The sequence below is a fragment of the Mesorhizobium sp. WSM4817 genome, assembly GCF_055811135.1.
On the sequence record NZ_JBVVQQ010000012.1, the window covers coordinates 72,418 to 97,975 of the forward strand.

The following is a 25,558-nucleotide window of genomic DNA, read 5'->3' on the forward strand; positions in this document are numbered from 1 at the left end:
CTCCAGCAGCCGGTGAAAGCTGCCAATCGAACGGCGCCCCGGTCGTCAGGACGCATTGCACCGCAGACGTCCGCTCACAGTGCAGGCCTCAAACGAGGGTGGAGCGCAGAGGACAGGGTTGAAGCGCGCCGCCAGCGCAATAGATTTCGGGGACCGAAGAGTACGATGCCTAAAGTGTTCCTCACAGGAGAGGCTCGTGACGTCTGACGACAACACACCCGTCCTTTCCGGGGCACCAATCCTTTCCGGGGCAATCGGGGAATACCGCGAGTTCGATCCTGCGGCCGCACTCGAAGGGCATTTCCAGTGTGCCTGGTCCAATACATTGCGCCCGGACGCGGCGAGCCTGTCGGCCGTGGTCCCCGACGGCTGCGTCGACATCACCTGGATCGACGGCGATCTGGTCGTGGCGGGCCCCGACGTGGCCGTTGCCCTCTCTACTCTGACACCTGGCTCTACGGTGATCGGCGCCCGCTTCCGACCGGGTGCGGCAAGCCGATGGCTCGGCCTGCCGATGTCGGAAATCGTCGGCGGCCGGGTGGCGCTCAGCCACTTCTGGGGAGCGCTTGCGCGCGAAATCGCCGAAAAAATTGGCGAGGCGTCCTCGACGATAGAGCGGATGCGGGCGATGCAAGCGGCACTCTGCAGGCTTGCGCCGGATGTCGAGCCGCCGCCTGCGGACATGGGATTTGCCTTCAACGCGCTGAAAACCGAATCCGCCGGTCCGGGCATGGCGGTGATCCTCGACCGGCTCGACGTCAGCCCGCGAACGCTTCGCCGCCGCTGCCAGGAGGCTTTCGGCTATGGCCCGAAGACGCTCGACCGCATCCTCCGCTTCCAGCGGTTCCTGAACCTGGCGCGGCAGTCCACCGAGCCGCGCCTGGCCGGTCTGGCGTTCGAGGCGGGCTATTCCGACCAGGCGCATCTGACGCGCGAGGTGCGGCGCCTGTCGGGCTTCTCGCCGGCGACGGTTCTGCGGCAGCTCGGCGCCTGAGCTGGCCGTTTCGTTCAATACGCCACCGCCAACGCGGCCTAGTCTGCCTTCGTTGAAAGGAGGCAGATATGACGATCTACAAATCCCGCATCATCACCGTGTCCATCGACCGGGACTGGCGCGAAGTCTATGACTTCGCCTCCATCCCTGAGAATTTCCAGCGCTGGGCGGCAGGCCTCGGCAGGCGCTTCGAAAGATCGGGCGAGGAATGGACCGCGGAGGACCCCGACGGCCGGCCCATCCGCATCCGCTTCTCCCGGCCGAACGAATACGGCGTCCTCGATCACATCGTCTTTGCCGATGACAAGGAAACCCGCAATGCGGTGCGCGTGGTTCCTAACGGGACCGGCGCGGAGGTCATGTTCGTGCTGTTGAGGACGCCGGACATGACGGAGGAGATATTGGCTGCCGACGCCGAGGCCGTGCAGCGCGACCTCAACAGCCTGAAGGCAATGCTCGAGCGCTGAGCATCCAATAACCGCGAAAGGAGAAGATCATGGCCAAATCCAGCAACGACAAGCGCATCGATTATGTCGAGTTTTCCGTCGGCGACATCGCGCGCTCGCGCGACTTCTATGGAAAGGCGTTCGGCTGGTCCTTCAAGGGCTACGGGCCGAGCTATTGCGAGTTCAACGACGGCCGCCTGACCGGCGGCTTCGCTCTGGGTGGCCAGGGCAAGGCGGCAGGCGGACCGCTGGTGATCCTTTATGCCGACAAGCTCGACGAGACCCAGCGCCATGTCGAGGAGGCCGGCGGAAAGATCGTCAAGCCCGCCTATTCCTTCCCGGGCGGCCGCCGCTTCCATTTCTCCGATCCGGACGGCTACGAGCTGGCCGTGTGGTCGGACAAGTGAAGAAGGTGAGGGGCGCCGAGCCGAGTCCGGTGCCTCTCGAATGGTTTGGGGGCGAATGGTTTAGGCGGGCCGCGCTCGGCGCCAGGAGCGGGGATTGAACACTGACCGGGCGAGCCACCAACGATCCGATTGCGCGGCTGGTGTCCCTGCGCTGAACCCCTTGGAGATGCCTGCCGCTGCTGTTGTAACAAATTGATCTCGCATCGTATAAGGCTGGCCTGAGGACCATCGCATACCGCACGGCGCATGACGGAACCGACACGAACGACAATACGGCAAAGGCTGTATGCTTTTTTGATTGCAGGCCTGGGCGGGCTGGCCGCATCGGCAATCCCGTTTTCAATGACGCTCTACGAAGCTGCCCATCCGCCAAAGGTGCCGGTTGTGCAGGCAGGCCAGCAAATCGATGCCGGTCGCTGGTTTGTGACCTTGCGAACGGCACGTGTCGGAACCGTGCCGCCGACAGGCGTTCCCCCATCGCTGCCCGTGCAGCTTGTGATGGTGGACATGGATGTGGTGAACCGTTCCGCCACCCCCAACAACGTGCTCCATCGCGTCGTCACGCTCAGCGCGCCGGCGCAAAAGCTGCCGATGCCAACGGGTTATCTCGATCGTGACAAGTATCTGGCGGGATATTTCAATCCCAACATGCCGGAACGCCTGACCATGGCCTGGGAGTGGCCGGCCGGTGTGCCCGTGCCCGACAAGGTGACGATCACCGTCACCGGCCAGATCTACAAGCTGCGCGACAATGTCTACGGCGCAAGCGGGTGGTTCGACCGTGATCCGGTTGCGACGGTCGACCTGCCGGTGGAGAAGGCGCCATAATGCGCATGCTGCGTTCGGCGCTGGCGCTGCTGTTGGCTGCCGCCGTGCTCTACGGCATGCAGCACACGCGCCCGCTGTACAGCGACATTACATCGCCGATAGTCGCTTCGGGCGGGATGAACAAGCGTGTGGAGGCCCGCGCCTTCGCGCTTTCGCTGGACAGCGCCAGGGTGGCGCGTGTTCTCAACGTCGAGACCTTCGGCAAGTCAAAGACCTACACGAGTTCCGGCGTATGGGTTGTGGTCGAAGGCGAGGCCGAGGCGAAATTCGAGACCCTGGGGCTCACATCGGGCGAGTGGCTGAGCCGCAGCGGCATCCGTTATGTCCTGACCGACCGCTTGTGGGCGACGATCGAAATGATGCCGGGCGATGTCTACCAGCCCGGGCTGCCACGCCGGGTCCTTCTGGTGTTCGAAGTGCCGGAGGATGCCGTCGCCGACGGCACCGTCGTGGTCGCACCCACAAAATTGCTGCCGCTCGACGACGAGATCCGCATCGCCACGAACATTTCGGGCAAAGACATCGAGCCGGCGATCACCATCCGCCGCAACGAAGAAAGGCCGCCATGGACAGTTCTCCCGCAAAGGTGACGTCAACGCGCAGGCTACTGGCTGAGCATGATGGCGCTGGTGGTCGCACTGCCTGCCGCGCTGGCCGTGCAGACGTGGGGAAGCATCAAGGACTGGCGCTCCCAACATCTGCGCCAGCCGCTATCTGCGAGCCTGGGGCAGCCGGTCGATTATGCCGGCGCCAGCTGGACCGTGACACGCTTCACCAGACTGGCAGGCAGCGCGGGCAGCGCCGTCGTGCTTGCCGAATTCGAAGCTCTCGCTGCTGACCCGAAAGCGCTCGGCTCGGTACCTTGCGAGGTGCGGCTTTCCGATGGCAGCAGTCGCGAATGGCGGCCAACCCTGTTTGCCGATCCGGTGGTCAGGAAACAGTATCCGGAGGCCGAGCAACGGTCCCTGTGCGGCGGCATGGCATTCGCGACGACGGAGCCCGGCAAACCGGCACGGATGGCTGCCAGCTTTTCGATCCCACCTGCGGCGAGCAGCCTCACGCTATCGATTGCCCTCTACTCGGCGTTGCCGAATTATCTCAGCGTCAGCGAGCCGCGGTCCTGACTCCATTCGCTGCGCCAGCCATGGCGACCGCGGTCTCGAGCACGGCTGCAAGCAGCGCGACCCGGACCGGGTCGAGCAGGATTCCTCCGTCGAGGTCGCTTGGGCTGCCGATGAACAGGCTGGTAGCATCGGCGAAGATCTGCCAGGTCCCGAGATCGTGCGCTCCGATCAGCCTCGTCAGGCCATACCATGTCCAGGCGCCGGCCCAGGAGATGGCCTGATAGGCGATGACGAAGGTGACAAGCGTGGCCAGGCCGGCACTGAGCGTCAGCTTGACGCAAGTCCAGACCGGCGAATAGCGGCTGCGGTAACCGCCAACGAAGTGAGACGCGAAATCCTTCAGCCACTTCTGCCAGGAGGTCGCTCGGGATGGCGCAGGACCGGGAGCGGCCGGCGCGGAAAGCTCATAGCCGTTGATGATCGCCGCCATCACCAGCCAGACAATCGGCAGCAACGCGAAAAAGAATAGATTCTGAAGCTGCTCGCCGAAGGGAAGCGGCCGGAATTCCACGGGAACGAACTGGCCGGCTGCGGCCGCCTGACTTACCGGCGCAAGCAAATCGAGGCCGAGTTGTTGCAGAGCGGCGCCTGCGCCAAGCCAGCGGATGAACTGGTCCTTCCATACGCCGAGCGCATAGAGGCCGATGAAGACCCAGGTTGCGTCCGTCGCTACGATCAGCAGCCGCCAGTAGGGATGAGACGCCCGCGCATCCAGTCGCTTGGCGGCAAAACGCACCAGCCAGCAGATGACGATCGACAGTGCCACGCCACTTGACTGAAGAATGGCGAAGATGTCGACGCTCTTGCCGAAATCGGCCTGGGCGAGCGCCATGCGCGAATATTCGCGAACCGTATCGCCAAGAAAACCCCAGGCGGCATAATAGGCGAAGAACGGCAGGATCGCAGCGGCGGTAATCGCCAGGACCGGCTCGCGCTTTGTTTCGTCCACTGCCTTTTTGGCTTTTTGCCTCAGTGCCGCCACCGCCGGCATATGCGGCCGGAGCACCACGAACATCATGACCAGCACCGTAAGCTTGGCGAGGACCACCAGCGACAGCATGACCATTCCGCCTAGCGGGAATTGGAGGCCGATCGTCACGGCGCCCTGAAGCAGCAGACCACGAGCGATCATACCCAGGCAGCCGACAAGCAATAGCTGCGGCCAGCACTGGACAAGCAATCTCGCGGTTAAGGCAAGCGGCCGATATATGTCCTCAATTGCCGTGGTCATCGCGTCGGTTTCGTAGTCCGATCCTGGACTTCAACAGTTTGTTTCACCAAACGGTCCGCCTTCAGACCGTTGCGATCAAATCAAACCACCTGGGGTTGAATACGATCGGAGGGTCTCGCAAGTTTACCTGATCCGCCTTGCAGGCGATGGCAGCTGCGGTTCAACCATGGCATTCGGCGTCCGTCAAATCCGTTTCACAGCGCAGCCATGCTCGGCCAAGTTGTTTCCGGGCGATCGGGGATCCCCGTCATCGTCCAAATCAATTCATCAATTCGCCAAAACCCTTTGGAATCACGTAGAAGTCGAACCTGGCTCTTAACTGCGTTGAGTTATTGCCATGCCCCGTGCGCAGTCAATAGCTTGTGCTTTTCGAAGATCGCCAGTTTCTGCGGATAAGTGATCCGCACCTTGGCGTTGCACCCGTCGCATCTGAAGTGGGCGATCGTTTTCAGCGCAGAGCCCTTCCTTACCGCCGGATGCGAGCAAGCCGGACAAGCGAATGTGAGGGCAACATCAGACAGGTCTTCGGCCAAACCCATTTCCATCTCCTTCGCAAGCGCTGTGGCTACACTCTGGCGAGACTCAAAAGGCAATTACGATGCCAATCCGGCTGTGCCAAAGCGGGACTGGAACGATTCGTCAGGGAAAGCCGCCAAGCTAGCGCGCCTGTTCTGCGCCCTTTGAACGACGAAGCGACCTGACCTCCTCCAGCAGTTCGCGCTCACTGGTCGTAATGTTTCGGAAGATTGCGACAATCATCACCGCCAAGGCTTCGGCATCCCGGCTCAAAGGGTCGATGTGTTCATCTGCGCAAACCTGATCGTACACGCGTTCACAAATAGCCAGATCGTGAGGGCTGAGGCGGGTGCGATTGAAACGCCGGTGCGGCATTGCGAACCTTCGAGGCTCGCTGCCCGTGCAAAAGAAGCGGGCCTTTGCACAAACGCGAACCGTCGAGTGGTTGTTCCCGGCTGCAAGCTTCTGTTGCACCGACCACCGGCAGGATCCGCATCTCGCCTCCACGCAATTACGCCAACGTGCGTCGTGGGATGGCGTATAAATCCGTCTGTGGTCGTCATTTGACGACTGTTCAAAGCGGTATCCGTTGAGCATTCTCAGCGCCAAGCGCGGGGGCGGAGATGTTTTTCAAACAGAATCCACAGAATTCAATGGATCATCTAACAGACGATCCCATTATCCGCTGCGATATCGCAGATCGGATATTAAAGGCCGCCGAGAGCGATGGGAATCTGCCGATTGCGTGGCGCGTGAACAGATCGCCGCAAGTTGCAGAAAAAACCCGTCAAACCCGCGCGTCTCCTGGTCCAATGCATGTTGCCCAAAAGCATGCCCTCGGGGCCGGACACGAGGGTGCGCAGCCGAGCGGCCGGCGCCGCTTGGGGGGCGTGGGGTAAGAACGCTCGACGGCGCCGGCCAGGCGGATTGGGGGTCCGCCGCCGTTGGATAGTACCGATTTTGGCAAATCAAGTAATTCCGTTATCGCGGAATGTCACGAGCCGGTCGACAACGCTCAGTCCTTTGCATCGTCATCGTCTTGCACAGAGCCATCGTTTTCATCTGCCGGGCCTTCAAACCCGGCCAGCTGCCGGTCGGCCACTTCTTTGGCGAGGCCTACCAAGGCGTCGACCTCTTGCATCTGGTCCACATGACCGGCATTGGCGACGTGTTTGCGGATCCTCTTCAGTTGGTCGGAGGTTCGTCGCAACGTTTGCGCGATTGACAGCTTCTTGGCCACGCCTGCATCTCCTGCATCCCAACCAACCATCCAGACGAGCAAGCGTTCCGGCGGGAAGGCTTTTGCGGCAAAAAAGTCGATACTCCATCGACCGGCTCGATACAGCCCTCGCAACTGCGACAGGCGGTCGTGGCATCAAAGGTGCGCCGCAATGGGTCAACATGTCTGGCACCGCAATTGCATGGGCATTGATGGGGGGCGAGTGGGGGGCCCCGCCGCTTCGCAAATGGAGCGGCGGGGCTTTTTTGCGTTCTTCATTGGCAAGTGCTCAATGATGCAGCAACTCGCCAAAGATGATGCCTCTGGTGTGCTTGTTGGTTCTAATCCTGGAAGTCCGCGCCTTCCATTGAGCAAGTTCGAGTGGCCCGGCAGCTCTACTGGGGGACTGTCAGCAGGCCGCCGGGCCAAGACCAGCGGGCTTAAGAGGAGGCGCTGTGCTGGCTGAGCAAAATCTGCGCTCAAGACAACGCAATAGCATCATTCGAACGAACACTTCCGTCCATCCAGATCTCGTTGTTTTTGATGCCGGCTTCGACGCAGGGCAGGTGAGGGGCGGGCGCCGCTGACCTCTTAGTCGTCTGCGACGCCAAGGCCCGCTTTCCTTAGCGAGCCGAGGAACAACTCGACATCTTGCGGACGGGCCAACCGCGCCGAAACCACCTGGCGCATGTTCTTCACCAAATCAGGTTGATTTTGGTTCAGCCATGCGGCCTCGCGATCAGCCGCGATTTTGTAGCCTCCCTCACCGAAAACGGCAGCGGCAAGCAAATGATAGATCGGATTCGACGGAAATGGCGATTTGTTGATCCACATAGCTGCCTGAGGATAATCCCCGCTGAAATACGAGCAAAGGGCCAGATCCACGTCATAGTAGCCTGGCCCTGGGTTCTTCTGACGCGCCTCCGCTATCAACTGGCATCCGTCATGCCAATTTCCAGAAACCGCCAGGCGCTCTCCATATTCGCCCATAAACTCGGTGTCGTTCGGGTTGATTGTCAAAGTCTGCTTGCCCACTTTCAATGCGGCATCGATCTCCTTGTGGAAATAGAGCGCAACCATTTCCGCCTGGCGTCCCCGGATGTTGACAGGATCAAGCCCCACAGATCGCCTTGCCGCCGCCAAGGCGCGATCGAGCGCAGCGGCGGACTCAGCGGGGTTGGCTGAAAACTCGAATCGGTAGTCATCTATGTAGATCAGCGAGAGAAGACCCCAAGCGGTGGCGTAGGTCGGAAAGCGGTCCACCGCCTTCTCAAGGCACGCGCGTACCGATGACCGGCTTTCTGCATCGACACCGACCCGATATGCGTAAAAAGAAAGCGTGCAAGAGTAGGCGGCCCAATCGTCGGGCGGATTGACGACGTGGAGATTGGCGTCTGCCTGGAAGATGACGCCATATGCCTGGGCCAGGCTCGATGACACATTACGCGCGATGTCCGTCTGGACTTCCACAAGCTGCGCCACTTTCAGCCCGCCATCATAACTTTCTGCCCACAGAACCGAGTTGTCCGCCCGGTTGAGCAGCCGGACCCGAAGCCGGAAGGCATCGGTCGACAGGTTCACGCTTCCGGCCAGGACAAATCGTGCCGGCGAGATCGATGGATCCTCCCCCTTTGCGGCCGACTCCACGACCACGATATCCTTGAATTTGGAAAGCTGGCTGACGACTTCCTGCCTCAATCCACTCGCGATGGCCTTGGAGGCTTCCGTTCCTGAAAGGTCGTCAAACGTCTCGACCAGCAGTCGCGGGATCTCAGGCGAAGTCGGGCGAACGTCGCTCCTCGCCAATCCCAATGCCAGAACAGCCAGTGCCGCGATGATTGCCGCAAGAGCCACCGTCAGCCATGATGCCTTCATCCATCGAGCAGGGGGCGGGACTTTTTCTGCTCGGTTGACCGGCAAGGCCGGCTCAATGGTCTCGAGGGGCGATCGCACCGAGAACGTTGGAACGTAACCGCCTTTCGGGATCGTGATGAGAATAGGATCGTCGTGTCCGGCAGTCAGGTAGTATCGTTCGAGCCCGCGCCGGAGGTGGCCAGCCTCGATGCGGACAATCGGATCCGTCTGCGGGTCGAAGGACATGTCACGGCCGAACACTTCGACTGCGATCGAATAGGCCTTGATCCGATCACCGCGACCCGCCAGCGTCTCCTCCACCACATGGCTGAGGAAGCGGCGCTCGCGACCGGTTGCATCGAAGTCCGCGCTGTTGAGTATCCGGGCAAGCTGGGCACGACAATCCTCTGGGGCGAGCCCATGCTCCCTCCCTATGGCTGGTTCGGCCCGGATCACCTTGGTTCCCTCACCTGACGTTCTGGGGGTGACCACTCCCAGTTATATTTCATTTTTCGCCGGCTACCCTCGCTGCGTAATTTATAACCGCGAGCCTGTTCTTGCAATACTCCCAGTAGTCTGAACAGATAACGCTGGGACGACGGCGACGGTTCTCGCAATGCGCCGGCGGATGACGACGGATCAAAGAGTTGGGCGGCCTCGCCGGCAGCGCAATTTGAATTTGCGATTTTATAGGGCTTGGCGCCGATCGAACTCGCTACGGGATGTTCAGAAATTACCCTGTTGCCCACGTAACTTACATTCCGCAGCCGCCTCCATGCGATAGGTTACGGTGGTCCAGGGAAACACGAATCTGCGTCATGAGGATGGACGACGAACCGGCTGATAAAAAAAGAGCGGTCTCGGCGGCGGTGCGTCGGTTCCCGCAATTTGAGTTGTCGATCCATCGGCTGGTGGACCGAAGTGAGGGCTTTCAGGATATGTGCGAGGAACTTGCTGAAGCGGAACTCGCACTCTCAAGGATCGACAAGGTCCCGCCGGCATCCCGCGAGTCCAGACGAGCCGAATGGCAGGAACTGGTTGATCGGTTGGTTGGGGAGGTCGGAGCCGTGCTGCGCGCGGATGCCGCCCGGAAACCGCACGTCATTCCTTGGCCGCCACGCCAGAACTGAGCCGAGGCTGGCTTGGAATGGCAATCGACCTGCGTGCGGTGTTGGGCGGTAAGCCCCGACAGCTTCGGTTTCCGCACGGGAATCAGCCTGCTGTTCCCGAAGTAGGCCCGGCACTGTCCGTCCGTGACAGCAATAAATGAACCCCTGTCGACATGAAAGACGATCGGAAACCGATATCCATTAGCTGAGCGGCGCGAATAGAGATATGTTGTCACTGCGGGCAAGACGATCGCGTCGGACATGAAGTAAAGGACGGAACTAGTGGGGACTTCGATATGGGAATCTTTCGAACTCTCGTGTTGGCTTCGGCAGCGCTGTTTGCGGTGCCGGCGATCGCTGCGGACGCTGCGACGCAACTTCCTGAAGCCCCGCCCGTGCCTGCTGAAGCCGTGCCGGCCTGGACCTTCACCGCAGAACCCTATTTCTGGATGGCTGGAATGAAGGGCAGGGTCGGCGTCAGGGGCCTGTCGCCGGTAGACATCGACGTCGATTTCGGCCAGATTTTCGACCACATCGATTGGTCTCCTCCGCCGGTCATGCTTGCCGGCGAGGCGCGCAATGGCCGCTACGCACTGTTCACCGACTTCATATACCTGGGACTCGAGGCCGATGGCACGTCGCCCGGCCCATTGGCTCTTTTTTCGGCCGAAGCGAACATGAATACGGTGGTGTGGACCTTCGGCGGCTCCTATCGGGTCGTCGACAATGCCACCGCGACCTTGGACGTTCTGGCCGGCGGACGGCTTTGGTACCTCGATGCGGATCTGACCGTTACTGGCCCTCTCGCCGTAAGAGAGGCCAGCGGCAGCAAGACTTGGGTCGACCCCATTATTGGCGTGGCCGGCGATGTTGCTCTCGGCAACGGTTTCGTGCTCCATGGCGAGGCGGATGTCGGTGGCTTCGGCCTTGGCGCCGACATCGATTGGCAAGTGCAGGGCACGCTTCAATACCGGTACAGTGATTGGGTCACGCTGGAAGCGGGCTATCGCTACCTTGCCGTAGACTACGACGACGACCGATTTGTGTTTGACATAGCAATGCAGGGTCCAATCATTGGCGCCAGATTTCGGTTCTGATCGGATCTGAGCCTGGGATGACTTCGAAACGGGAGAAGAGTTTGGGAAACTGTTTCGTGAGCCTGTCCAAAGTCAGGCGTATCAGCGACGTCTTGTTGGCGTCGGCGTTGGCTGGCCTGCTGTTGGGGTGCGCGTCCCGTCCGACGAATGTGCTGCTGCCCGTGGCCGATACCTCGCCTTCCTCCAGCAAGGTGGAGATGCTGGTCACAACGACACGCAGTCGTTCCTCCAATCCGGCACAAATGTTTACGGGCGAGCGCGGACTGGCTCCCTCGTTCGCGGAGATTACGGTGTCGATCCCTCCGGCATCGGTCCGCAAGGTTGGAGAGGTCGCATGGCCCAAGAAGCTGCCGTCAAACCCGGCGACCGATTTCGCCGTCGTGCAGGCCCAGGAATTGACGCTCGAGACAGCGAAGGCGTGGCTTAGCGCCTCTGTCAGGAAGAGCCCGGATCACAGTGCCCTCGTCTTTATTCACGGATTCAACAATCGCTTTGAAGACGCGGTCTATCGCTTTGCGCAGATCGCAAAGGACACGGACACGCAGAGCGTCCCGATCCTGGTCACCTGGCCCTCCCGAGGCAGTGCGCTGGCGTATGGCTACGATCGTGAAAGCACCAACTACACGCGAAATGCGCTTGAACTGCTGTTCCAATACCTTGCACGCGATCCCCAGATAAAGGAAGTTTCGATCCTCGCCCATTCGATGGGCAACTGGCTTGCGCTGGAAGGCTTGCGCCAGATGGCCATCCGCAATGGCGGCCTTCCGAAAAAGTTCAAGAACGTCATGCTGGCAGCGCCAGACGTCGACGTCGATGTGTTTCGCACACAGATTGCCGACATGGGCAAACAGCACCCGCAGTTCACCCTCTTTGTCTCGCAGGACGATCGCGCGCTCAAAGTTTCGCGACGGGTCTGGGGCGATATCCCCCGGCTCGGATCGATTGATCCGGAACAAGCTCCATACAAGGAAGATCTCGCCAGCAACAACATAACCGTCATCGATCTGACGAAAGTCAAATCCGGAGATCCTTTGCATCACGGCAAGTTCGCCTCGTCACCGCAGGTCGTGCAACTGATTGGGGCGCGTATGGCCGGCGGCCAGACGTTGACCGACAACAGGATAGGCCTCGGCGACACGATCATTCACGCAACGACCGGTGTGGCGGCAGCGGCGGGCAGCGCGGCAGGGTTGGTGATTGCCGCACCCGTTGCAGCCGTCGATCAAAACAGCAGAGAAAATTTGGGCAATCACATCGGCGCCTTGACGGGTTCCCAAACCAGCCAGAAATCGGGTGGTGGCAAGAAATGCGTTGGCTCCGCCACAAAAGATTGCAAGAAATAGCCCCTCGGTTGGCCTGCGCGGAGTAATTTCGAGGTTCGTCTCCGGCCCTAAGTGGCTCGGCAAAACTGTGCTACGAACCGCTCGAAGTGCACAGTGTCACTGATCGTATCGAAATCTTCTCCACGGTCCCTTTGGTGCCGGATGTTTTGATGAATTCGCCGGAGCGAGAGCATCGTCGTGCGACGTAACCGGCTCGCAATCGATGCTCACCGTAATTTTGGCACGACTCCTCACACGCTCAGCAGCGGCTTTGTTGTTGCCCTGTTACGTGCTTGCCCACGTAAATTACATTCCGCCCCGGATCTTTGGGGCCTACCATCCATGCAGGAGCGAAAGAAGTAGTCTTCGAAGTATCACATTCGAATGGCTCTGATGCGAGATGCTGTCGTCTTGGACCGAACCATGGATGCGACAGCGGGGGCGCAGGAAAGCGTATGATATTGCTCAGGGAGCCTCTGCTGCATTTTGCTGTCGTCGGTGCGATCCTGTTTGGCGGCTATTCCTGGCTGAACGACAGGCGCATCGAAGCCACAGCCGCCGAGCCGATCCGGATCGGTGAAGGCGATGTGCGCTGGCTCGAGCAGACTTGGTCGAGCCAATGGCTGCGTGAGCCAACCGCCGATGAGCTCAAGGGTCTTGTCGACGATCTGCTGAATGAGAAAGTGATGGCGCGCGAGGCGCGGGAGATTGGCCTCGATAAGGACGACACCATCATCCGCCGCCGCCTGGCGCAAAAGCTGAAATTCCTTGTCGAGGACACGGCCAAGCTTGCCGAGCCGACCGAAGCGGAATTGCGGCAGTTCCATGCCGCCAACCCTGCACACTTCGAGACGCCTGGAAAACTCTCGTTCCGACAGGTCTACTTCAACCCGAAGCATCGCAAGGATGCCGCGGCGGACGCGGCCGCCGCGCTGGGTGTGCTGTCAGCGAATACAGAGGACGGTTCGACCGCGGGCGACCGGCTGCTGTTCGGCGACAGCTTCGCCGATACCGACGAGTTGGCGCTGTCCGGAATGTTCGGTGCCGATTTTGCGCGCGCCGTGTTTGCACTCGAAGCCGGCGGATGGCAGGGACCGATGAAATCCGGCTATGGCTTTCATCTGGTGCTCGTCACGCAGCATACGGCGACGGCGCTGAAGCCCTTCGAGACGGTCAGGGATGCGGTCCTTTCTGAGTGGCGCTCTGCGAAGCAGACCGGGTTCAGCCGCGATTATCTGATCGCGCTGCGCAACAAGTATGGCGTCGAGCTGGACGACACCACGAAAGCGGTATTGGGGCCCGAGCCCGCACCGAAAGTGGCCACTCAATGAACCCGCTGGCCAAATGGTCTGCACTCGTCCGAGGTGCCCGCGCCGCGACGGAGTGCGTTCGGCTGGTCGTGCTGACAGCGGCCATCGCCATGCTGTTCTCGGAGGTTGCCTCGGCGCACGAGGTGCGCCCAGCCTACCTCAGCGTTCAGGAAGAAGCGCCGAACGCGTTCAGCGTGCTGTTCAAGACACCGATGCAGGGTGACGCGCGTCTGGCGCTGTCGGCAGCATTCTCGGGCAAGGTCGAGAACCTCACGCCGGTCGTCTCGCGCCCGACCGGCGACGCAATGGTGCAGACCTGGCAGATGCGCGCGGTCGAGCCGTTGGAAGGCCAGGTAGTATCGATTGACGGCCTGCAAAACACGATGACCGATGCGCTCGTGCGCATCGAGTTCGCCAGCGGCGACGTGTGGATCGAGCGGCTGACGCCCGGCGACCCGGAAGCGATGATCCCTGCAACTCCAAGCCGCTGGTTTACGGCCGCCACTTATTTCAAACTTGGCGTCGAGCACATCCTGTCAGGCTTCGATCATCTGCTTTTCGTGCTTGCCCTGCTCATCATCACCGAGGGCTCGTGGCGGCTCGTCAAGACGGTCACCGCCTTTACCGTTGCGCACAGCATCACGCTGGCGCTGGCGACGCTCGGCTTTGTTAACGTACCCTCGCCGCCGGTCGAGGCGGTGATTGCGTTGTCGATCGCGTTCGTCGCAGTCGAGATCGTCCACGTACGGCAGGGGCGCAGAAGTTTAGCCGCTCGAGCACCCTGGCTGGTAGCATTTGCATTCGGGCTTCTCCATGGCTTCGGTTTTGCCGGCGCCCTTAGCGAGATTGGACTGCCGGCGGGACAGATTCCCGTTGCGCTACTGTTCTTCAACCTCGGAGTGGAAGTCGGACAGCTTCTTTTTGTCGGAGCCGTACTTGCGCTGGTCGCACTGATCCGGGTCCGCAGGCGATCGCTGCCGGCCTGGCTGGATCTCGTGCCGCCATACGCTATCGGCACGATTGCAATGTTCTGGGTGATCGAACGTGTGGCGACCTTTTGAGATTGTCGGGAAGGGCGGCATATGAACACCTCGCGCAGGGATCGGCGAACCGGGCTGACAAGCGCAGCACTGGCATCGCTGATGTGCATGATTGCCGCGGCGTTCCTACTGACCGCGACGCCGGCACATGCCTGTGTGCTCTGTATGCCCTATCCCAAGGTGACGAATGCCGACCAGGTCGTCGGGAGCGGCACGGCGGTCTTCGCGCGCGAGAATCCGACAAGGCCTTTCTCCTACGCAGTGCTGGAAACATTCAAGGGACGTTACGACGGCAGCGCCATCCCTCTGTTCCTCGATTCGACGACGGCGCGCGCCCTCCAGCTGCATCCGGCTCTCCAGGTTATTCTTGTCCAGAACGGTCCCGGCGGGGCCTGGAGGGCGCTTGGCATGGCGGGGCGCGAGTATCAAAGTGTAATGCGCCAGGTGGCTCAGTGGGACAAGAGCTCGAAGACGCTGGCCGAACGCGCGGTGTTCTTCGCCACTTACCTCCGGCACGAAGATCGCAGGCTCGCCGAACTGGCCTTCCTCGAGGTCGCGCGCGCGCCTTACGCAACGCTGCGCGATCTCAAGACAAGCGTTGCGCGTGACGACATCTATCGAATCGTCAACGACTTGTTTCATGTCGAATGGCGTGGGCTCTACATCCTCATGCTGGGCATGTCGGACCGCCCGGACGACATCGCCTTCGTTCGCGGAAAACTGAAGACCGCGGCGGAGTATGGGCTGACGATCAGCCTCGGTGCCTATGCCACTGCGCTTATTGAAATGACGGGCGCGGACGGGGTGACGCAGCTTGCGGAAGAATACTTCGTCGAGCCGGGCCGAAGTCATGCAGAGCTGCTCGAAATCGTGAGAGCATTGTCGGTGCAGGGGACAGGCGGGGCAGTCGAACTGCGATCCGCGATCATCGAAGCTTACGGTCGGCTGCTCGCGCATCACCCCGAGCTTGCCGGGAATGTCGCAAATGACCTGTCCGATTGGAAAGTGGTTCGTTTCGTCCCCCGGCTGCGTGAAATCCTGAATGCGGGCGTTGGCCTGGACGAAGCATCGCATTTCGCGATCGCTATGTACCTTTCAAGCGCTGATGAAGGCGCGAGTTCCAAGGCCGTGTTCACGCGGTCCGGTGGTCTCCGATGACCAGTTTTCCAGGGGATGATTGGCTTGGGCATGCACCACAGTTGGAGGAGGACTATGATGAGAACGTTCGGACTTTTGCAGTTTGTTTCGGTCGCCGCTCTTGGAACAGCAAGCCTGACAGGCGCGCTGCCCGCTGCGGCGCAGGATACCCTGCTGGATTCCGGTTCCTTGGACAAGGGAACCGCCGACCAGCTCTATCCGGCCAAACGGCCCTATTCTCCCTGGGCCGGGCGCAACTTCCCGACGAGGCCGCTGTTCGGCGACACCCACACCCACACATCCTTCTCCTTCGATGCCGGCGCCTTCGGTGCGCGCCTTGGACCGCGCGATGCCTATCGCTTCGGCAAAGGTGAGGAGGTGATGGCATCCTCCGGGCAATTGGTGAAACTGTCGCGGCCGCTCGATTTCCTGGTCGTCACCGACCATTCCGACAATATGGGCTTCTTCAACGACCTGTTGGCCGGCAAGCCTGATATCGTGGCGGACCCCAAGGGACGACGGTGGTACGACATGATCCAGTCCGGCCAGGGCGCCGCTGCCGCGATCGAGCTCATCACTGCTTTCGGTGCAGGGGAGCTCACCGGGCCGCTGCTTTATTCGCCCGACTCCGCCCCCTATCGCTCGGCATGGCAGGAGACTATCGACGCGGCGGAGGAGGCGAACGATCCAGGCCGCTTCACGGCGGTCATTGGCTACGAGTGGACCTCCAACACGAGCGGCAACAACCTGCATCGCAACGTCATTTTCCGCGACAATGGCGATCTCGCCCGCCAGATCGTGCCTTTCACCGTGCTCGCACCGGGCAGCGACAATCCGCGCGACCTATGGAAGTGGATGGCGGCCTATGAGGAGAAAACCGGCGGCGACGTGCTCGCCATCGCCCATAATGGCAACCTTTCCAATGGCCGCATGTTCCCGATGATCGAGCCGGGCGTCGACAAGCCAATAGACCGCGAATATGCGGAGACGCGCGCCAAGTGGGAGCGTCTCTACGAGGCGACACAGATCAAGGGCGACGGCGAAACGCACCCCTTCCTGTCGCCAAATGACGAATTCGCCAACTTCGAGCGCTGGGACAAGGGCAATCTCGACCTGACCGTCGTAAAGACGCCCGATATGCTGGAGTTCGAATATGCGCGCTCGGCCCTGAAGAACGGGCTCAAGCTGGAGCAGGAACTCGGGGTGAACCCCTACAAGTTCGGCATGGTCGGCTCGACCGACGCGCATACCGGGCTTGCCGCTGTCGAGGAGGACAATTTTTTCGGCAAGACATCCAACAGCGAGCCGGGGCCGGGCCGCGCCACACACCCGTTCGTCAAGACCGAGAAGGCGACCATTATGGGCTGGGAGCAGACCGCTTCCGGCTACGCGGCGGTCTGGGCGACCGAGAACACCCGCGAGGCGATCTTCGACGCGATGGCACGCCGGGAGACTTATGCCACGACCGGATCGCGGATGCTGGTTCGCCTGTTTGGCGGCTTCGATTTCGTCGCCGCGGATGCCGATACCCGTAGTCCGGCGCTGGCCGGCTATACCAAGGGCGTGCCGATGGGCGGCGATCTCACAGCCGCGCCGGAAGGCAAGGCGCCGACCTTCCTGGTTGCAGCGCTGAAGGATCCGATCGGCGCAAACCTCGATCGCTACCAGATCGTCAAGGGATGGCTCGATGCTGCGGGCGAAGTGCAGGAAAAGGTCTATGATGTTGCGTGGTCGGGCGACCGCAAGCCGGGCGCTGACGGCAAGATGCCTTCGGTCGGGAGCACTGTCGATGTCGCCGACGCCACCTGGACCAACACGATAGGCGCGCCGGAACTGGTCGCCGTCTGGGTTGATCCCGAGTTCGATCCGGCCCAGCGGGCGTTCTATTACGGCCGCGTGCTGGAAATCCCGACGCCGCGCTGGACGGCCTACGACGCCAAATATTTCGGCGTAAAAATGCCGCCGGAAGCGACGATGGAGATGCAGGAGCGCGCGTACACCTCGCCGATCTGGTACAATCCGGCTGGCTAAAGGAAACGCCGGATTTTGCTTGGCTGGTGTTGGGGCAGGCGGATCGTGCGCCGCCTGCCAAGACAAGAAGGCTCAAACACGGCTTTGGTTCAAATGATGGCTTGGCTTCGAGAGCAGCTTTCGCGCCAGGCGACCTTGTTAATCTTGCGACATTGTCATCCGTGACCGACGCTGTGATCTCCGCGAAGGCTGACGTCATCCCGCGTCCCGCCGAACATCTTGCCTGGCCCTGGAGGCTCTCGCCGCCAGTTGTCGCGACGGCTCTCGCCCTGAATTCTTTGCTGATAGAGCGGACATTTCGGCGTGCAGAGCGCACACATTTGCGGGGATCTAACTCCACCGCGTGCCGGGCGATGGCCAGGGCACGACCGACCGCCGACGACGAGGCGGAGGCAGCCGGAAAGCGTGAATCGGACTTCGTCGATGGTGATTTGAGCCAGCAGGGCCCAGGCAGTCGCATAGTTAGGAAATCGCCCGACCATCCAAGGCAAACGCGTGCTCCAGCGCTGGCCTTGGGAACGAGGCCCACCGGTATGCCGTCCGCGATCCGGTGGACTTGGGCACGACAGTCTTTCCGCGCAGGGGATTGAACTTCCTTACTGCAGAGGCATCCGCCCGGATCACCGTACCCTCGCGTGTTGAGGTTTTCGACCGCCCGCGCCTCGTTTTTTCGTCAATTACGGGTTGGTCCACGTAATTTACATACTGCGGCTAGCACGGCACGAATGCCGAGCCTAAGTTGCTTTGAATAACGTGGCGCAATGCCAGCGAGTATCGGCCAAAAGGCAAGAAAAGCATTTTCAGCGCAGCGCGTCGGTTCCCGATCCGTCGGTTGATGGACCGGACGCTTCTGTTCCCGAAAAAATGAGAAGACCGGCCGCCCCGCGGCCTGAACCGCTGTGAAGGATGAAAAGCCATGAAACACTACCTGAAATTGGCCGGCTCTACTGCGACCGCTGCACGCACGACGAGACTGCTTTGCGCCACCGCCGCGGCGGTACTGATCGGCATGAGCACCGCTTCCGCCGAAGCGCCGAAGATGAAAATGACGACGCCGATACCGGATTCCATCGTCACGCCGGAAAGTGTGGACACCAGGATTGGCAAACTGAATTTTTTCGATGGCTTCCCGGATGACGCCACTTCGGAGAAGATCTACGACAATCTCGATTTCATGCGCGGCGTCGATGCTTTTCTCAACGCCATGCCTGGTGCATCCGTCGAAGCTATGCGGGTTGGATTTGCCAGCCAGGGAGCCGACAACAACCAGACCATCCTGGTGTTCGAAAACCTGGCCGACTCGCATTCGCTGTTCCTGACGGCCAACACCGAAAGCATCTACAATCTCATGTGGCTGGACACCAAGGCTGGCCCGCTGGTCATCGAGACACCGCCCAATATCCTGGGCATGATCGACAACCATTGGTTCCAATATGTCGGCGATGTCGGCAATGCCGGACCGGACAAGGGAAAGGGCGGAAAATACCTGCTTTTGCCGCCGGGTTACCAAGGCGAGATACCCGAAGGCTATTTCGTGTTTAAGACGTCAACCTACGGAAACCTGTTCTTCTGGCGCGGCTTCCTCGAGAACGGCAGTACCGCCACTGCTGTCGAAAACACCAGGAAATTCGCCAAGGTTTATCCTCTTTCGGAAGCTGACAACCCGCCGCCGATGAAGATCATCAATTCTTCCGGCAAGGAGTTCAACACCATCCATGCCAATGATTTTCATTTCTACGAGGAAGTGAACGACATCGTCCAATACGAGCCGGAGGAGTCCTATCACCCGGAAGTGTTGGGACAACTCGCCGCCATCGGCATCGTAAAAGGCAAACCCTTCGCGCCGGACGAGCGGATGAAAAAGATCCTCACCGAAGCCGTAGCCGTCGGCAACGCGACGGCGCGCACCATCACCTTCAAGACCCGCATGAAGGATGCCTACTACTACCCGGACAGTGCCTGGTTCACCGGTTTTGTCGGCGGCAGCTACGAGTTTCTTCTGCAGCCCGGCGTGCGCTATCTGGATGCCCGTGTCCTGTTCCACTACTATGCGACGGGCATCACGCCGGCCATGGCGATAAAGCGCGTCGGCATCGGTTCGCAGTATGCAGGCGCCACGACCGACAAGGACGGCAAGCCGTTCGATGGCGGCAAGACCTATAAGGTGCATCTGCCGCCAAACATTCCGGCAAAGAATTTCTGGTCGTTCGTCTTGTATGACAATCAGACGCGTTCCATGCTGCAGACGGACCAGCAATTCCCTAGCATCGGCAGCGACAAGAAAGACATTGTGATCAACGCGGACTCCTCGGTCGATGTCTGGTTCGGCCCGACGGCGCCGGAAGGCCATGAGGCCAACTGGATCCAGACAGTTCCCGGCAAGGGCTGGAACGTTCTTCTTCGCCTCTATGGTCCGCTGCAGCCATGGTTCGACAAGACCTGGAAGCCGGGCGAGATCGAACTCGTCCCGTGACAAGTGGATACGGTTGGCCATGGGGCGCGGATCCCATGGTCCCGCTGGCGCTCTTCTCATTCAACGTCGGCGTCGAACTTGGCCAGCTGATATTTATCGCCGTCGTGCTGGTCGCCATCCATCTAGTCCAGCGCGTTTATGAATTGCCGCGGCAGGCGGTTGTCGCCTCAGCCTATGTCATCGGGGCGATCGCAGCGTTCTGGAGCATTGACCGCTTTGATTCAATGTTCATGTAGCGGGCGTAGAGCGACCCCATGGGTACAATGAAATCCGAGCAGCGATCCGATCCGCAGGAAGGCTCTGACCCGTGGGTGGATGCTCGCCCCGCTTCATGCCTTTCTCAGAAAGGTCAGGCCGAGTTCGGATGACGTGGACAGACCGCGCAGCTCTATGGCGTGTCCCTCACCGCCTCCAAGGGGGCCTTGCTCTTTTTCAGGGTTTGGGTTGCCTGATGAGCAGCCGCCGCAGTCTCCCCGCCACCCTCGACGTGAACGGTGGGAACCGCGATCTTGATACCGTTTTCCGCGAATGCCGCCTTGATCATCATGAGTGCGCGCCGCTTGATGCCGAATTGGGTCCCGGGCTTCGTCATCAACTTCATCCTCAGAACGATCGCATAGTCCCCGAAACTGTCGATGCCCTGCATCTTGAGCGGTTCGATCGTGTCGGTCGCAAATTCAGGATCGGCTGCCAGTTCCTGGCCGATTTTCTTGATGAGCTTGCGCGCCAGATCCACGTCGGAATCGTAGGTAACGTTGATCATCATCTTGTCGAGCACCCAATCCCTGCTCATGTTCTGGACCGCCCCGAGCTCACCGAATGGGACGGTGTAGACGGGGCCGCGATGATGCCGCAGACGCACCGAACGCATGCTGAAGGATTCGACCGTGCCTTTGTAGCTGCCGCTCTGGATGTATTCACCGACCCGGAAGGCGTCGTCCATCATGTAGAAGACGCCGCTCAGCACATCTTTGACCAGGGTCTGCGAGCCGAAGCCGATGGCGACGCCGAAAATTCCGGCACCCGCAATCAGCGGGAGTATCTTCACGCCGAGCCCGGCGAGGATCGTTAGCACGGTGACCGCCGCTATGAACAAGGCAAGGGGACGCTCGTCAATGTCCCCGGGGCGGCGCATCTCCTACCCTTGGAGCAGCCGGAGGAAGCCGCGTCTCGAATAGTCGATTTCCTCCGAAAACCTGACGGCTAGTGCCATCTACCCTTATGCCGTCGTCCAGTTGCCGGGTGCGTGGCGAGGGTCGCCTGCGCGCTGGCGCTACGGCAGCTTTTGGCGCTTCCTGCCGGTTCTGATCGACGAGGCCGACGACGGCCTTCCACCCTGCGACGCTCAAGACGGCGTTGGAATTGCACCTTTCTTCTGCCCGCAGATCGGCGGACCATGGTGCTCCGCGCCACCCAAGAAATACACCCGCGCCCGGTGCCCAATTAGGCATCGGGTGGAACAGAATTGCCAATTCAATTCTGTGTTTTAAACGCCAACCTCGCGTTCCGGACCCATGAAGGCAAATGAGTGGTCACAGCGGGGGTCACTGCGTGAGGCACTTGCGGCCCATTGCCATTGCCTTGTAAGTCCCCTTCAGATCGACGACAAAGGCCCCCTTGGTTTCCGGAAACACGGTCATTTTATATCTCTTCGCCACGGCGCGCTTGAATTTCGGATCGTCTGTCAATATGTAGCCACCAGAATATCCGCCCTTGAGTTCGCCGCTCGTGCTAGTGGCGACACCCTTAAAGAGTTGGCCGTCGATAGAGACGAAGATATCTGACGTCTTCCCGTTCTGAAGGCCGATGTCCTCCTTGGTGAACACGCCAAGATACCCGACCTCCTGATTTGCGGTAACGCCCATTTGCACCGCACTTGGCCCATCTTGGCGCACGATCAAGCAATCTCCGCGGGTTTGATTGGCATAGACCGTCCAGCCCTCGATGTCGTCCCCGTATCGGACAAGCACATCGCTGGCCTTGGGAAGGGGGTTTTGATCTTGTGCGTAGGCTGCCATCGCAGACGAAAGTGCTACTGACGTTGCCGCGATGAGTGTCATGAATTTTCGCATTGATATTCCCCTTGTGTGCAGGATTGTTTCTGGCTATGGGCGCCCCCATTTCGATTGCTCAGAGGCTGCTATCCTCTTGCGGGGCGAGGCGATATTACGCGCTGTGAGTGACCTTGGCCGATCGGCTCACGTCAGGGAACGTAAATAACTGTAACCTACGGGCTAATGCTGGCCAGCGCACTGCGGACCGTTCAGTCCTCGACGCCATCGACGACGGCATGATGTCCGGTTTGACCCATTGCGGCCGTCCTGAGAGATAGCCGACATCCGGCGAACGACCATCACGCGATAGCCATTGCCCTTTGGTCGGCTTTGGCACGGCCCGAATTCCGTTCTCTCGGAATGCGTTGTGAACCGCTTTCAGTGCCGCCCGGCAGATCGCGAATTGCTTGCCCGGTTTCGCCGTGAACTTTGCCCGAATGACAAGGGTGCCGTCCTCGAGATCGGCAATACCTTTGCTCTTGAAGGGCTCCGATAGATCGGGGGCAAGCTGCGAGACGCCGTTCCAAAGGGGCGATCTTGGTTTTGAAAACACAATCGGTCCCGCCGAATTGTCCTGTCTGCCAGCCGCACTCTAGCCTCGTCTTCGTTCGCCGCGTCGAGGCGACAATCCCACGTCCTGAAATCTGAGCCACGTACACGGTTAACATCGATGCCTTTCTCAGAGAGGTCAGGCCGAGTTCGGATGACGTGGACAGGACCGCGCAGCTCTATGGCGTGTCCCTCACCGCCTCCAAGGGGGCCTTGCTCTTTTTCAGGGTTTGGTTTGCCTGATGAGCAGCGGCCGCAGTCTCCCCGCCACCCTCGACGTGAACGGTGGGAACCGCGATCTTGATACCGTTTTCCGCGAATGCCGCCTTGATCATCATGAGTGCGCGCCGCTTGATGCCGAATTGGGTCCCGGGCTTCGTCATCAACTTCATCCTCAGAACGATCGCATAGTCCCCGAAACTGTCGATGCCCTGCATCTTGAGCGGTTCGATCGTGTCGGTCGCAAATTCAGGATCGGCTGCCAGTTCCTGGCCGATTTTCTTGATGAGCTTGCGCGCCAGATCCACGTCGGAATCGTAGGTAACGTTGATCATCATCTTGTCGAGCACCCAATCCCTGCTCATGTTCTGGACCGCCCCGAGCTCACCGAATGGGACGGTGTAGACGGGGCCGCGATGATGCCGCAGACGCACCGAACGCATGCTGAAGGATTCGACCGTGCCTTTGTAGCTGCCGCTCTGGATGTATTCACCGACCCGGAAGGCGTCGTCCATCATGTAGAAGACGCCGCTCAGCACATCTTTGACCAGGGTCTGCGAGCCGAAGCCGATGGCGACGCCGAAAATTCCGGCACCCGCAATCAGCGGGAGTATCTTCACGCCGAGCCCGGCGAGGATCGTTAGCACGGTGACCGCCGCTATGAACAAGGCAAGGGCGTTGCGGAATATCGGCAACAGCGTGCGCAGCCGGCCGCTGCGGGCCAGCTGGTCGGCGCTGCTCGCATCCGCCGGCGCGAGGTTCATCCGATATTCGATCAAGGCCTTCGACAGTTGCCAGAGCAGGTCGGCGATGAGCAAAATGATGATGCCGTTGAGCAGCCCGGTTATCAGGAAGCCGCCGGTTTCGCTGCCGGCGAGGCTCGCGGCCCTGATCCGCCAGATATAGGCGAGCCACGCCACCGCCGCGGCAATGACCGCCGCCCTGGCGCCCCTGACAATGAGCACGTTGAATACGACGCCCATCGCGCCGCTGCGCTTCGACCTGCCGGCGAAGGCCTGTGCCGCGGCGCCGACCCCGCGCAAGGCTGTCGGCAGCACCAGGGCGAAAATCCCAAGCCACAGGACGCCGAGCAGGCCGGCGACCCAAGCCCCCCAGAGCACGATCAGGAACAAGGTAAGAAACGATTGCTTGACCAGAGAACCTCGCACGTCGGGCCGATGCCAGACAACGTCGATTGCGGTTGCCAGAATGCCAAGCCCGAACAGGAAGGCGGCGAGCTCTGCAGCCTCGGGAGAGAAGCCCAGGCCAGGCATGAGGCTGGCAATCGCCCAGCCGAACAACAGGAACCCGGCCACAAGGCTGACTCGCCACCGCCAGAAACGGGTCGAAGCTTCGCTTTCGAAAAGCGGAGTCGGCCTGTCCGAGGGAGCGCTCGTCGCACCGCCGAACGCAAACAGCAATCGGGCTGCCGCGCGAACGATACGGAACGCTATGAACGCAAGAAGCAGGGTCAGAATGATCCTGCGGAGCAGGGGTGGCCATCCGAGTGCCAAGAACGAACCGGCGCTGGCGAGCGCAAAAGTCAGCAGGGCGACAGTCTCGAAGAGGATCGCTTGTCCGGCGTCTTCCTGAGCAACCGCGCTCCTCGTCCTGGCGAGCGCTCGTCGCACCGCCCACTCGGCTCCGAAACCGACCGCGATCAAGACCGCCAGGATGCCCATGACCAGCCCTGGCCTGCCGGAGTTCACGTCACGCGAGACAATTTTGGCGGCGCGCGACAGTTCTTCCGGCAGGCGCGGGATCGCGGCGCCGAGCGCACCGATACGGGCACGAATACCCGCCTCCAAGCTCAAGATGTCCTCGGAAATGGACAGGCCGGGCTCGTCCGTGGCCGCTGGAATCTTTCCCTCGAGCCACGCCTTTAGTTGCGGATCGGACAAAAGCTCGAGGAACTGCTTTGCCTTTTCGGGCGGAAGGTCTGGGGAGGGCTGTTGAGCTAGCGAAGTTCCCTGCAAGAGCGCTAGCAAGAGCACGACGATAACTGGCAAGAACCCGAGCCGTAGCTTGTAATTCATGAGTGCCTCGAGTTTTGAATGCCGCAGCTGCACATATTGGCTCCTCGCCCTTTTATGGGCAACTGTTCTGGCTGCATGCTACGTCTCCGGGCAGAGTGGCTGCAAGCTAAGGGCGAAGTCAAAATCCATCAGACTCCTTGTGCCACTAAAACCGGACAACGAGTCCCAGAATCGGACCTTGCTGCGACATCGAGGAAACCGTCGTCGTTGCTGTAGTCGACGCCCAATGCCCGGTACCCGATGACCGATGAGACGCGATCGCTGAAACGATAGCCGATCGCCACGGCGACATCCAGTCAATGTCGGCTTCGCCGGCGCCGACGAGCCCCACCGGCCAGAATAGACCTCGGGCCTGACCGAATAGTTTCCGCGACGACCGGCCGTGGCATCCACCCAGGCTGCGCCGTCGCTTCACTGAAGGAGACGTCGGTGTCGACCGTCCACACCCTACTGTCGCGGAATGCCTCATTTGCGGATCGCAAATTCGGCATTTGGCAGGCGTCGCTTGCCGCCGAATATCACTGCTCCCTGCCAGGAGTTTTGCCGTTTGCTGCCATAGCGC

At 60.6% G+C, this 25,558-nt stretch carries 24 protein-coding genes and 2 pseudogenes; 15 read left to right on the top strand and 11 right to left on the bottom strand.

All coding sequences use genetic code 11. The features are described 5' to 3' along the window. Positions 1–196: 196 nt before the first annotated feature. The 6 genes from AC0L2K_RS17745 (at position 197) to AC0L2K_RS17770 (ending at position 3,799) form a co-directional block, all read left to right on the top strand. Positions 197–994: a helix-turn-helix domain-containing protein gene (locus AC0L2K_RS17745; RefSeq protein WP_128172543.1), complete on the top strand. Its 798-nt coding sequence runs from the start codon at positions 197–199 to the stop codon at positions 992–994. Positions 995–1,062: 68 nt separating this feature from the next. Then, positions 1,063–1,461 (top strand): SRPBCC family protein, encoded by a 399-nt coding sequence (locus AC0L2K_RS17750; RefSeq protein ID WP_473531949.1) that lies wholly within the window; start codon positions 1,063–1,065, stop codon positions 1,459–1,461. Positions 1,462–1,490: 29 nt separating this feature from the next. Next, positions 1,491–1,847, top strand: coding sequence for a VOC family protein (locus AC0L2K_RS17755; RefSeq protein WP_473531950.1), 357 nt, complete (start codon positions 1,491–1,493; stop codon positions 1,845–1,847). Between the two features lie 294 nt (positions 1,848–2,141). Further along, positions 2,142–2,675, top strand: coding sequence for a hypothetical protein (locus AC0L2K_RS17760; RefSeq protein ID WP_473531951.1), 534 nt, complete (start codon positions 2,142–2,144; stop codon positions 2,673–2,675). After that, complete coding sequence (locus AC0L2K_RS17765) at positions 2,675–3,265, top strand: hypothetical protein (RefSeq protein WP_473531952.1); 591 nt, start codon at positions 2,675–2,677, stop codon at positions 3,263–3,265. The genes AC0L2K_RS17760 and AC0L2K_RS17765 overlap by 1 nt, the downstream gene beginning before the upstream one ends. A 27-nt stretch (positions 3,266–3,292) precedes the next feature. After that, the gene (locus AC0L2K_RS17770) at positions 3,293–3,799 is read left to right on the top strand and encodes a hypothetical protein (RefSeq protein ID WP_473531953.1); all 507 of its coding nucleotides are present in this window, start codon (positions 3,293–3,295) and stop codon (positions 3,797–3,799) included. Here AC0L2K_RS17770 and AC0L2K_RS17775 read toward each other — a convergent pair. From AC0L2K_RS17775 to AC0L2K_RS17795, 5 genes are all read right to left on the bottom strand, one after another. After that, positions 3,780–4,931 (bottom strand): hypothetical protein, encoded by a 1,152-nt coding sequence (locus tag AC0L2K_RS17775; protein ID WP_473531954.1) that lies wholly within the window; start codon positions 4,929–4,931, stop codon positions 3,780–3,782. The genes AC0L2K_RS17770 and AC0L2K_RS17775 overlap by 20 nt on opposite strands. Positions 4,932–5,359: 428 nt before the next feature. After that, positions 5,360–5,569, bottom strand: coding sequence for a hypothetical protein (locus AC0L2K_RS17780; protein WP_473531955.1), 210 nt, complete (start codon positions 5,567–5,569; stop codon positions 5,360–5,362). Between the two features lie 118 nt (positions 5,570–5,687). Beyond that, entirely contained in the window at positions 5,688–5,921 is a 234-nt protein-coding gene (locus AC0L2K_RS17785) for a hypothetical protein (RefSeq protein WP_023801823.1), read from the bottom strand. A 640-nt stretch (positions 5,922–6,561) separates the two neighbouring features. Continuing rightward, positions 6,562–6,786 carry a hypothetical protein gene (locus tag AC0L2K_RS17790; RefSeq protein ID WP_473524341.1) on the bottom strand — a complete coding sequence of 75 codons (225 nt, stop codon included), beginning with the start codon at positions 6,784–6,786 and terminating at the stop codon, positions 6,562–6,564. A gap of 570 nt (positions 6,787–7,356) precedes the next feature. Then, on the bottom strand, positions 7,357–9,075 hold the full coding sequence (locus tag AC0L2K_RS17795) for a hypothetical protein (protein WP_473524340.1): 1,719 nt from the start codon (positions 9,073–9,075) through the stop codon (positions 7,357–7,359). Positions 9,076–9,437: 362 nt separating this feature from the next. On the opposite strand from AC0L2K_RS17795, the gene AC0L2K_RS17800 reads away from it, so the two are divergent. The 3 genes from AC0L2K_RS17800 (at position 9,438) to AC0L2K_RS17810 (ending at position 12,168) form a co-directional block, all read left to right on the top strand. Beyond that, positions 9,438–9,749, top strand: coding sequence for a hypothetical protein (locus tag AC0L2K_RS17800; protein WP_473524339.1), 312 nt, complete (start codon positions 9,438–9,440; stop codon positions 9,747–9,749). Between the two features lie 275 nt (positions 9,750–10,024). After that, positions 10,025–10,825 (top strand): porin family protein, encoded by an 801-nt coding sequence (locus tag AC0L2K_RS17805; protein ID WP_473524338.1) that lies wholly within the window; start codon positions 10,025–10,027, stop codon positions 10,823–10,825. A gap of 62 nt (positions 10,826–10,887) precedes the next feature. After that, positions 10,888–12,168: an alpha/beta hydrolase gene (locus tag AC0L2K_RS17810; protein WP_473524377.1), complete on the top strand. Its 1,281-nt coding sequence runs from the start codon at positions 10,888–10,890 to the stop codon at positions 12,166–12,168. A gap of 70 nt (positions 12,169–12,238) precedes the next feature. On the opposite strand, the gene AC0L2K_RS17815 is transcribed toward AC0L2K_RS17810, so the two are convergent. Next, positions 12,239–12,367, bottom strand: coding sequence for a mechanosensitive ion channel domain-containing protein (locus tag AC0L2K_RS17815; protein ID WP_473524337.1), 129 nt, complete (start codon positions 12,365–12,367; stop codon positions 12,239–12,241). A gap of 235 nt (positions 12,368–12,602) precedes the next feature. Between AC0L2K_RS17815 and AC0L2K_RS17820 the strand changes: the two genes are divergently transcribed. The 6 genes from AC0L2K_RS17820 to AC0L2K_RS17845 all read left to right on the top strand — a co-directional run bounded on the left by AC0L2K_RS17820 (position 12,603) and on the right by AC0L2K_RS17845 (position 20,374). Next, complete coding sequence (locus tag AC0L2K_RS17820) at positions 12,603–13,478, top strand: peptidyl-prolyl cis-trans isomerase (RefSeq protein WP_473531956.1); 876 nt, start codon at positions 12,603–12,605, stop codon at positions 13,476–13,478. After that, positions 13,475–14,518 (top strand): HupE/UreJ family protein, encoded by a 1,044-nt coding sequence (locus tag AC0L2K_RS17825; RefSeq protein WP_473531957.1) that lies wholly within the window; start codon positions 13,475–13,477, stop codon positions 14,516–14,518. Before AC0L2K_RS17820 ends, AC0L2K_RS17825 begins: the two co-directional genes overlap by 4 nt. 81 nt (positions 14,519–14,599) lie before the next feature. Continuing rightward, positions 14,600–15,655: a hypothetical protein gene (locus tag AC0L2K_RS17830; protein ID WP_473531958.1), complete on the top strand. Its 1,056-nt coding sequence runs from the start codon at positions 14,600–14,602 to the stop codon at positions 15,653–15,655. 54 nt (positions 15,656–15,709) lie between these two features. After that, complete coding sequence (locus AC0L2K_RS17835; RefSeq protein ID WP_473531959.1) at positions 15,710–17,665, top strand: DUF3604 domain-containing protein; 1,956 nt, start codon at positions 15,710–15,712, stop codon at positions 17,663–17,665. 916 nt (positions 17,666–18,581) lie between these two features. After that, positions 18,582–20,138: a DUF1254 domain-containing protein gene (locus tag AC0L2K_RS17840; RefSeq protein WP_023801817.1), complete on the top strand. Its 1,557-nt coding sequence runs from the start codon at positions 18,582–18,584 to the stop codon at positions 20,136–20,138. Positions 20,139–20,173: 35 nt separating this feature from the next. Then, complete coding sequence (locus AC0L2K_RS17845) at positions 20,174–20,374, top strand: HupE/UreJ family protein (protein ID WP_473531960.1); 201 nt, start codon at positions 20,174–20,176, stop codon at positions 20,372–20,374. 152 nt (positions 20,375–20,526) lie between these two features. Here the strand turns inward: AC0L2K_RS17845 and AC0L2K_RS17850 are convergent. The 5 genes and pseudogenes from AC0L2K_RS17850 to AC0L2K_RS17870 form a co-directional block, all read right to left on the bottom strand. Then, positions 20,527–21,240: pseudogene (locus tag AC0L2K_RS17850) on the bottom strand (mechanosensitive ion channel family protein); the annotation flags it as partial. A 442-nt stretch (positions 21,241–21,682) separates the two neighbouring features. Next, the gene (locus tag AC0L2K_RS17855; RefSeq protein ID WP_353836000.1) at positions 21,683–22,210 is read right to left on the bottom strand and encodes a hypothetical protein; all 528 of its coding nucleotides are present in this window, start codon (positions 22,208–22,210) and stop codon (positions 21,683–21,685) included. Between the two features lie 94 nt (positions 22,211–22,304). Then, positions 22,305–22,745 (bottom strand): hypothetical protein, encoded by a 441-nt coding sequence (locus AC0L2K_RS17860; RefSeq protein WP_287290416.1) that lies wholly within the window; start codon positions 22,743–22,745, stop codon positions 22,305–22,307. A 175-nt stretch (positions 22,746–22,920) separates the two neighbouring features. Beyond that, a complete protein-coding gene (locus AC0L2K_RS17865; RefSeq protein ID WP_473524331.1) occupies positions 22,921–24,996 on the bottom strand; it encodes a mechanosensitive ion channel domain-containing protein in 2,076 nt (691 codons plus the stop codon). A 145-nt stretch (positions 24,997–25,141) separates the two neighbouring features. Next, positions 25,142–25,407: pseudogene (locus AC0L2K_RS17870) on the bottom strand (hypothetical protein); the annotation flags it as partial. Between the last annotated feature and the right edge of the window lie 151 nt (positions 25,408–25,558).